A 9,018-nucleotide genomic window follows, 5' to 3' on the forward strand; every position below is an offset into this window, starting at 1 on the left:
GGACCAGAAGGTCCGTGATCTTCTGCCCGCCGTCGGGCCGGGGCCGCGCTGACTGTTCTTGCCGGACTCACTCGGAAGTCGCCGCCTGGGCCATCTTGATACGAAACTCCTCCAGGCCTGGGGGGCGGACTTCCTGATCCCGGCTAGCCCGAGTCATTAGTGCCGCCTTCAGGAGATGAATCTTTCCGAAGACCTTCGTCTCGGTCTGGAGAGCACCTAGCAGCCTCTTCGGTTCAACTAGGTCCAGCCAATCTTCATTCCAGCGGCCTCGAACCAGCTCCTGTTGCTCAGACAAAATGTCATTCCATGCAGCAGCGCGGGCCTCAAGGACACGGGCATAGGCAGTATCGTGATCAGGTGGGGACTTGGAATCCCCCGGTCGGGGTGCAGGATGGATGCGATTCTTCGCCGCGTGGGCGAGAGCTTCGGCTACCTCCCCCATGAATGGCATGGCCAACTCTCGGAGCATCTCCTCCACCTTCTTCTCCGAGATTCTGCGTCCAATTGTTTCCAGGAAAACGGAAGAGATGAGAGGAGGGTGAAGCAGCATGCTTTCAAGGGCTCGGCGAGGCCAGACATGAAGATGCGGATACTCGACGGAAAGGCTCTGAACTTCTTCCGCGGTCAAGAGGTCGCGATCCATCAGGCAGATCCATGGCAGCTGATTTACGCTCGCTGCCAAGGATCGGTGATGGCTTAGGACCTCCTTTGAGTTTCCCGCCCTTACCACCATGGCGCGACTGATCTCGTTGGGGAATAGCAAGGGCAGATCGTCCTCATCGCGCTCACCTTCGACAATGAGCTGAAAATCCATCAGCATGCCATCGGCGACACTGTGCCCGAGTGACACTGACGCACCATAAGGGGACGCTGGACGATGAGCTTGGTTTCCCTTCCCTGAATCGCGCCGGATCTCAATAATGCGGCGCGGGGGGAGGGCTGCGACGATCTCCCTCGAGTGGGTAACCCCCAGGACCTGTGATGAGGAGGGGAGATCCCGGAAGTGGTTCATCAATGGAACTTGAAGCGAGGGGTGGAGGTGGACCTCGGGCTCGTCGAGCAGGACGATGCCACCCGTTGTCTTGAGGTAATGGGCGAGGCAAAGGAGCCCAAGGGCGCCACGCTGCCCACTGGACAGTCCCTCCAGCCCGTGACGATGCCCATCGGGCAGGGCTACCGACAAATAGCTGGCCCCAGAGCCCCGCTTCGAGGAAGGCCTGAGGAGGATCTGGCCAGTTAGCTCCCTGAACTGTTCAGATATAACGGCGAACGCGTCTTCTCCCTCTCTTCCCTCACGCTTGGCGAGCATCGATTCGTAGTCCACCGAAGCCAGATACCCCTCGGTGTCTCTCGTTGGGTGATTCCATCCGGAGTGGGACTTGATGGTCGCCTGGGGATTTAAGGGGGCCCCAAGGCTGATGGTGGGACTGTTCTTGAGGTTGAAGATCTGAGAGGGGCCGACGAGGGTGATCTCTGAGAATGGGTGGCTTGCCTTGAACTCTGGCGAGAAAGCGACCTTTAGCTCCTCATCGCCGGATACCTGCCTCCGCCCATCATCTCCGATGATGACCTTGCGGCTATATTCCTTCTCGGTCTTTACGGGGCGCCCCAGCCTCTTCCGGCATTCGGCGTCGAGGATGCCTAGCTCATGGTCATCGAAAGTGAACGATGCCTCAATTTCGGCATGGCCGCCGTGAGGGCCGATCGGGTGCTTCCCGATGCTAGCCCCTAGCGTTAGGAAGACCAAAGCGTCCAAGATGCTCGTCTTCCCTACACCGTTATGTCCGGTCATCACCACGAGAGAGTGAGTGGAGACATCGGTGACGGCGAATTCCCTGACAGCCCGAAAGTTTGACACAGATATGCGTGATAAGCGCACGCTTCCACCTCCGGGTGACAGTGTGGTTTCGACCTGGAACGACCACACAAATTACTGCGGGCGGCGAACTTTGGAAAGTCTTTATCGAATCCTGGGAGTTATTGCTATACTGCGGCCTTTTGATCTCGCAACCTCGTGGTCAACGGTGGGTGAAGGCTGCGAGATACCTGGCTGCATGATCACAGAGTGCGCTCTCCGCAGGGGCGGGTGAGGCAGAAACCGCTAGTGAAGGAGCTGAGCCGTTCCCGGCTGCGGTCTCGCCGACCTGCCGGTCACTCCGCCCTCGCGAACATGGCCCGGGCGGCGACGCCTGCAGTCGCCAGGACGAAGCGCTTGGTCATGGGCCCGTCTCCGCTCGACTTCAAGGGGCTGAAGGGGCTGAGATTTAGGGAAGGTCCGTGCGCGGCCATGCTCATTCGGCACGTCTCAACCGCACCTCAGGCGGCGACGCCGAGCTCGGTGCGGGTGCGGTGGATGAACTCGCGGACGGTCGGCTCGCGCCGCCAGGGGGCGAGGGCGGTGTTGAATTCGCGGACGTAGTCCTTGGCGCGGGCGGACTGGACGCGGGCGAGGATGTCGATGGACCGGTTGCCGAGTTCGAGGCCGTGGTCGAGGTCGCGGGCCTGGAGGTGGGCGGTTCCGACGATGGCGAGACGCATGCCGACGGAGCGGGTGAAGACCCCGGTCGGCATCGCGCTGGCCTGCTGGTTCCAGGTCAGGGCGGCCTTGGGGTTCTTCAGGTCCCGGAAGACTTCGGCGGCGTCCGCGGACAAGCGGGAGTGCGCATAGAAGTCGATCCAGGCGGGCTCGTCGCCGCTGTCGTCCTTCGCCTGGCCCAGGAGGTCCTCGGAGGCTTTGAGGGCCCGTGAGGCGGCCCTGGGGTCGTTCTCGCGGGCATGGGCTCGGGCTTCGATGAGCTTGGTGAACGCCAGCACCCTCGGGACGGCCTGGCCCTTCGCCCGGTTGAAGGCGCCTTGGGCCATATCGACGGCTTCGGACGCGAACCCGCGCATCAGGGTCTGCATCGCCATGGTGGTCAGGACATAGCAGCCGAGCTGGACGTCACCTCCGGCGCGGGCGAGGCGGAGGGCCTGGATGAAGTGGCGCTGGGCGGCATCGTGCTCACCGACGTCAAACGCCGTCCACCCGGCGAGTCTCGACAACTCGGCGGTCACACTGAAGAGTTCCCGGCCGATCTCATCGGAGAAGGATCCCTCCAGCAGCGGGGCAGCCCCGTGGTCGAGGCAGTCGGTGACGGAGTTGGCCTTCCAGTTCCCGCCGCCATACTTCGAGTCCCACCGCCTGGCCTCCTCGGCAGCCTCTCGCAGCTCGTTCAGGTCGGCCCGGCCGACCTGCTTCCCGCCCTTGTGGTCGGCGGTCTCGTCGGCGGGGGTGACGAGCCAGCGGGTGACGGGGGTGGTGAAGGCGGACGCGGCGAAGCCGGATCCGGTGCCGGTGAGGAAGTCGCGGCGGTTCACGGAGCTCCAGAACGAAGTGGCGACGCGGACGGCGTCGGCGGGGTCTCGCGGGAAATCCAACCCCACATCCGCGTCGATTGTCTCCGCCTCGCCCATACCGATCTCGCCGAGGTTGACGGGTCGGCCGAGCCGTTCGCTGATGGCCTGCGACAACAGCTTAGGGACCGGCCATTTCGGCGTCATCCCCCGGCGGCACCAGTTCGCCACGGACGTGTGTGAGTAGTCGGTCTCTATCCCGGCAGCATGGGTGAGCTGGTTGACGCGCAGAGCCAGGGACTTATGGCTCGCGCCGCTGGCTTCGATGAGCCGGGCCAGGTCCGCGTTGGGCGGACGGGTCCGGCGGGCGGTCGATGCCACGACTCTCCCCTTTTGCCGGTGACCGGACCACGCACGGCTCGAACAGACGGTTGAGTACGTATGTCTGTACTTGGTGGAGCACGAGAGATTCGTACTCGACTGGGGTCCAAGAGTCGTACGCGTTCCGCGTGGTGGGTCTCTGACGATATTCCTCGCCGACGGGCCGCGAACCGTCTTTGCGAGTTGTGAGCCCCCCTGCGAGCCCTGCCTCCGCTCTTTGCGGGCGGCTGTGATGTGAGTCCAGGCCGCCGCCGGAACCGGAACATATCTCCTTCCTGCGGCGGCCGCCGCAGGCACCACCACACCCGGGGGTGAACCAGATATGTGCGGAATCGCAGGACTGGCCGGAGCCGACGCCGTCCGCCACGAGCACACGGTCGGCGCGATGGGCGCCTCGCAAGCGCATCGAGGCCCGGACGGCACCATGCACGCCGCCGCGTTGGATGGACGGGCGGTGCTGGCGATGAACACGCTGCTGATCGTCGACCCGCAGGCCGAGCCCGGCCCCTACCTCGACCGCGAGACTGGGATCCTGCTGGCCTTCAACGGCGAGATCTACAACTACCGGTCCCAGGCCGCCGCCTGGGGCATCCCACTCGGCGCCCGGGACACGGACTCACACTTCCTGCTGCGGGCCTGGGCGAAGATCGGCCCGTCCTGCCTCGACGGACTGGACGGCATGTTCGCCCTCGCCGTCTATGACCCGCGAGTCGGGAAGCTGTTCCTCGCCCGGGACCGGCTGGGCGAGAAGCCGCTCTACTGGCGCCTGGACGGCGGCCGGCTCGCGTTCGCGAGCGAGGTCACCACCCTGACCGGCTACGGACCCGCACCCCTGGTCCTGCGGCCCGAGGTCCTCGCCATCGAGACGCCGACCGGCGTCGACACTCCCTTCCAGGGCATCCAGCTGCTGGCCCCGGCGAACTTGCTGTCCTTCGACGTCATGACCGGCTCGCTCGACCAGCACGTCTACTGGCGCCTGGAAGACCGGCAGCCGTTCACCGGCACCTATCGCGAAGCCCTGGCGAAGTACTCCGTCGTCCTGGCCGAGCAGGTCCCGCTGCGGGCCCCGGCCTGCGACTTCGCGCTCTTGCTCTCGGGCGGACTGGACTCCTCGGTGCTGGCCTACCTGATGCGGCCGCCGGTCTGCGTCACCGTCCGCTACCCCGGACAGGACCGCCTCGACGAGTCGAAGATCGCCGCGACGATCGCCCGGGACATCGGCGCCGAACTGGTGGTGGTCGAGCCGGATCCCATCGACTTCACCAAGGTGCTGCCGCACATGATGTCCGCGCTGGACTACCCGATGGGCAACGCGGCCACGTTCTCCGAGTACATGGCCTACCGGAAGATCGCCGGTCTCGGCCTGAAGGTCGCCATCGGTGGACTCGGCCCGGACGAGTTCCTCATGGGCTACGTCCGCCAGGCCCTGGTCCTGTTCGGTCCGGACGCCGTCCTGGCCGCCGGGATGGACGCCTACAAACCGCTGGCCGCCAAACTGATGCACGCAGCCGGTGAGGCCCTTCACCCGGCCGAGGCGGTTACCCGGCTCGTCCTGCGCGGCCCCGACCCCGACCGGCGCATCCACGACCTCATCGCGGGCACGATGGAGAAGGCCGACGGAGACCTCGCCCGAGCCCTCACCCTCGCTGACCTGGCGACGGCCTGGCGGCCACTGGTGATGACCAGCGACAAACTCGCCTCCGCCTACGCCCTCGAACGCCGGTCCCCCTTCCTGGCCCGCGACCTGGTCGAGTTGTCCTACCGACTGCCCCAGAGGCACAAAATCTGTCACCCCGCCGAGGGCAAGAGAATCCTCCGCGATGCGGCGAAGGCGCTCGGGTTACCGCGGGAGGTCTGGGGCAGTCGGGACAAGCTCGGCTTCGCCTCCCCGGTCCCCGCCTGGCTGAACGGCAAGCTCGCCGGCTGGGCCGATGCCCAGATCCGCACCGCCCTGACCAAGGCCCCGGCCGCGATGCGGCCGCTGCTGGAAGGCGGGTTGAAGCCGGGAGGGCGGTTCGACCGCACCAGGATGCAGGCCCTGATGGCAGCTGCCTGGTTTTGCGACCAGACGGTGAGGGCGGCGGCATGACGATCGCTCACATCACTACGGTGTCCGGATGCACCAGGACACCACTGCCGGTCCTCCGGCCACCGCCCGCGGAGCGGTCGCGATCATCGTCAACAGCCGCGGCGAACTCCTCCTCCACCTGCGTGATGACATCGACGGCATCGCCTGGCCCGGCTACTGGAGCCTGCTGGGCGGCGGCTGCGATCCGGGCGAGCACGAAGTCGACGCGATCTGCCGCGAGCTGAACGAAGAAGCCGGACTGGGCGACGAGGTCGAGAGCCTGCTGCAGCTCTGCGACATCCCCGACGAGCACGGCTCCGGGCAGCTGATCAGCTTCTTCTCCGCCCACTGGGACGGGGATGAGACCCAGCTCCCGCTGGCCGAGGGCGTCAAGCTCCAGTTCTTCGCGCCCGAGTTCCTGGACGACCTCAAGATCCCGTTCTTCATCCGGGACGGCATCAACCGCTACCTGACCAGCCTTCCGCCCAAGCGGCGCCTTCCCCGGTGACGGGTGGGGGCCGCCTGCGGCGGCCCCCACCGCACCCTCTGGAAGGACACCCGCTCATGAAGCTCACCGTCATCGGCTGCGGCTACCTCGGCGCCACCCACGCCGCCTGCATGGCCGAACTCGGCCACGACGTCCTCGGCATGGACTCCGACATGGACAAGGTCGCCGTCCTCAACTCCGGCAAGGCCCCGATCCACGAACAGGGCCTCGACGACCTCATCTCCAAGCACACCGCTACCGGAAAACTGAGCTTCACCGCCTCCTACGCGGAGGCCGCCGCCTTCGGCGTCCTGCACTTCATCGGGGTCGGCACCCCGCAGCACCCTGGCGAGAACGCCTACAACCTCGACCACCTGTTCGCGGCCGTCCGCCAGCTCGCACCTCGCCTGCACAGCCCCGCCGTGGTCACGGTGAAGTCGACCGTCCCGGTCGGCACCGCACCGCGAGTCCGCGACATCCTCCACGAGTTCGCCCCGGCCGGCGACGCCGTCGAGGTCGCCTGGAACCCGGAGTTCCTGCGCGAGTCGTTCGCCATCGAGGACACCCTCCGCCCCGACCGGCTCGTCCTCGGCTTTGAGAGCGAGCACTCCTGGGCCGAAGCCGTCCTGCGGCAGTGCTTCGAGAAGATCATCGAGTCGGGGACGCCGACGATCGTCACCGACTGGGCCACCGCCGAGCTTGCCAAGGCGTCCGCGAACGCCTTCCTCGCCACAAAGATCAGCTTCATCAACGCCATCGCTGAGGTCTGCGAAGCCTCCGGCGCCGACGTCACCACCCTCGCTGACATCCTCGGCCACGACGCACGGATCGGACGTCGGGGCATGCGGCCCGGCCTCGGCTTCGGCGGCGGCTGCCTGCCCAAGGACATCCGCGGCTTCATGGCGCGGGCCGGCGAGCTCGGCGCCGACCAGGCCGCGGCGATCCTCCGTGAGGTCGACGCGATCAACAACCGGCGCCGCGAACGCATGGTCGACCTCGCCCGCCAGCAGCTCGGCGGGAACCTCGCCGGCAAGCGGATTACCATCTGGGGCGCCGCGTTCAAGCCGAACACCGACGACATCCGCGATTCACCCGCCCTGGCCGTTGCCCAGAAACTCCACGAGCTCGGCGCCACGGTCACCGTCACCGACCCCCAGGCCCTGGACAACGCCCGCAAGATCCACGCCGAGCTCGACTACCTCGACGACCCGATCGCCGCCGTTCAGGACGCCGACCTGCTGCTGCACCTGACCGAGTGGCCGCAGTACTCGCACGCCGACCCGCACCGCCTCGCCACCCTCGCCACCACGCCGAAGGTCATCGACGGCCGCGGCACCCTCAACCCGGTCACCTGGCGCGAAGCCGGATGGACCTTCCGGGCCCTCGGACGACCCTGAACTTCCGGTTCAATCCTGCGCGGCGCGTCGCCCGGACCGGTCGAGGTCGGCGCGCCCGACTGGGCAGACGTCGGGGGCGCTTGATACTCCCGAGTGCCTCCCACAGCGGCTGGCCCTCCCGGCTCCACAGCTCCAGACAGTGGCGGTCCATCAGTCGAATCCCATGCCGTTCGGCCCAGGTCACGGCAGGTCCGCTGAACCGTCCGTTGGTGACAACGACGGCGATCTCGGCGCCATGGACTTGCGCCGCGGTCCCGTTGACCTGTTGCAGCACGCCGACGCCCGTGGCTCGTCCTGCCCAGCCGTCGCGGCGGTGTTTGCACTGGACGGCCCAGACCCGGCCGTCGGGATCCACGGCGCGCACGTCGCAGGCATCGTCACCGGCGCCGCCGACTCGCTCGGCTGTGAATCCGTCGCGCCGCATCAGATCGCGTATGGCGTATTCGAAGGTCCGGTGGTCCGACTCGTCCAGTTCGGACAGCTGCATCCGTAACCCTTGCGCTCGACGCTCTTCCCACCTGCGGCGCTGTTCTGCCGCCGCCCCGAAGAAGACCACGAGCATCAGGCCCACCTGGGGCAGAACGGCATAGATCCCCCAGTGATCGTTCAGCCAGGCGCCCAGCCAGACGAAGAAGCCGATGAACGCGGCGCCTGCGATGACCGCCCCCACGGCGAGCGCGGCGAACTGCAGCTTCTCGCGCCGCTCCAGCAGACGCTCATGCTCGTCCTCGCTCAGTCCTTGCGGCACAGACACCCTCAACGTCGCACGCGCCTCCGCAAGATGCCCGCGCAACTTAGCGAGCTCGCCGCTCAGCTCTGCCCGCGCCCCATCTCCAACCACACGGTCTCCTCGGCCAGTTGGTGTTCCCGCACGACGATTCAGTGGACCACAGCGCACTGACAGTGCAGCCACACTTCGGGGCGGCCGAGAGCCAGCCGGCGTGGTCGCGGGCGCCGGTCACGACAGCAAGGCCCTCCTCCGCCGCGATCCCGCCCACGCGTGGTCGACGGCCGCGGCACCCTCAGCGCGGACCGCTGACACGAAGCCAACGGGGCCTTCCGAGCTCTCCGATGCTGCCAGGCCCCTCCCCGCCACCACGGGACCGTCGGCCGAAAACGCCTGTTCACAGGATCGCGGCCGCCAGATTTGTGGAACTACAGGGGCTGAAGGGGCTGACTTCCAACCAAAGATCAAGAAAGCGCCCGTGCTGACGCCCGGCAGGCGTTCTGGAGTAGATTCTCTTCCGCGCATCTTTGCTCTGGTTGTTGAGCATGGCGGCGGCCCGGCCGGGCCGCCCGCCACCACAAAAACAACAAGAAAAAAAAGTGGTAAAAAAAAAAAAAAAAAAAAA

The 9,018-nt window shown here is 66.4% G+C and carries 6 protein-coding genes; 3 read left to right on the forward strand and 3 right to left on the reverse strand.

The annotated features are described in order from the left end of the window. Positions 1-67: 67 nt before the first annotated feature. Positions 68-1,879 carry an ATP-dependent nuclease gene (locus ACIO9J_RS16905; protein ID WP_401999214.1) on the reverse strand — a complete coding sequence of 604 codons (1,812 nt, stop codon included), beginning with the start codon at positions 1,877-1,879 and terminating at the stop codon, positions 68-70. A 437-nt stretch (positions 1,880-2,316) separates the two neighbouring features. Further along, the gene (locus ACIO9J_RS16910) at positions 2,317-3,714 is read right to left on the reverse strand and encodes a sporulation protein (RefSeq protein ID WP_401999217.1); all 1,398 of its coding nucleotides are present in this window, start codon (positions 3,712-3,714) and stop codon (positions 2,317-2,319) included. A 322-nt stretch (positions 3,715-4,036) separates the two neighbouring features. On the opposite strand from ACIO9J_RS16910, the gene ACIO9J_RS16915 reads away from it, so the two are divergent. From ACIO9J_RS16915 to ACIO9J_RS16925, 3 genes are read left to right on the forward strand one after another with little or no spacing between them, the layout of a single operon-like run. Continuing rightward, a complete protein-coding gene (locus ACIO9J_RS16915) occupies positions 4,037-5,803 on the forward strand; it encodes an asparagine synthetase B family protein (protein WP_401999220.1) in 1,767 nt (588 codons plus the stop codon). Positions 5,804-5,831: 28 nt separating this feature from the next. After that, positions 5,832-6,290 (forward strand): NUDIX domain-containing protein, encoded by a 459-nt coding sequence (locus ACIO9J_RS16920; RefSeq protein WP_401999223.1) that lies wholly within the window; start codon positions 5,832-5,834, stop codon positions 6,288-6,290. A 56-nt stretch (positions 6,291-6,346) separates the two neighbouring features. After that, the gene (locus tag ACIO9J_RS16925; RefSeq protein WP_401999226.1) at positions 6,347-7,666 is read left to right on the forward strand and encodes a UDP-glucose dehydrogenase family protein; all 1,320 of its coding nucleotides are present in this window, start codon (positions 6,347-6,349) and stop codon (positions 7,664-7,666) included. On the opposite strand, the gene ACIO9J_RS16930 is transcribed toward ACIO9J_RS16925, so the two are convergent. Continuing rightward, positions 7,617-8,414, reverse strand: a complete 798-nt coding sequence (locus tag ACIO9J_RS16930) for a restriction endonuclease (RefSeq protein ID WP_401999229.1) — start codon at positions 8,412-8,414, stop codon at positions 7,617-7,619. The two genes, ACIO9J_RS16925 and ACIO9J_RS16930, sit on opposite strands and share 50 nt — an antisense overlap. Between the last annotated feature and the right edge of the window lie 604 nt (positions 8,415-9,018).

It is taken from the genome of Streptomyces sp. NPDC087300, assembly GCF_044744425.1.
In the GTDB taxonomy this organism is placed as follows: domain Bacteria; phylum Actinomycetota; class Actinomycetes; order Streptomycetales; family Streptomycetaceae; genus Streptomyces.

Excerpts from the sequence above, each read along its gene's own strand:
- ACIO9J_RS16915 (WP_401999220.1), top strand. The coding sequence starts at position 4,037 with ATGTGCGGAATCGCAGGACTGGCCGGAGCCGACGCCGTCCGCCACGAG.
- ACIO9J_RS16920 (WP_401999223.1), top strand. The coding sequence starts at position 5,832 with ATGCACCAGGACACCACTGCCGGTCCTCCGGCCACCGCCCGCGGAGCG.
- ACIO9J_RS16925 (WP_401999226.1), top strand. The coding sequence starts at position 6,347 with ATGAAGCTCACCGTCATCGGCTGCGGCTACCTCGGCGCCACCCACGCC.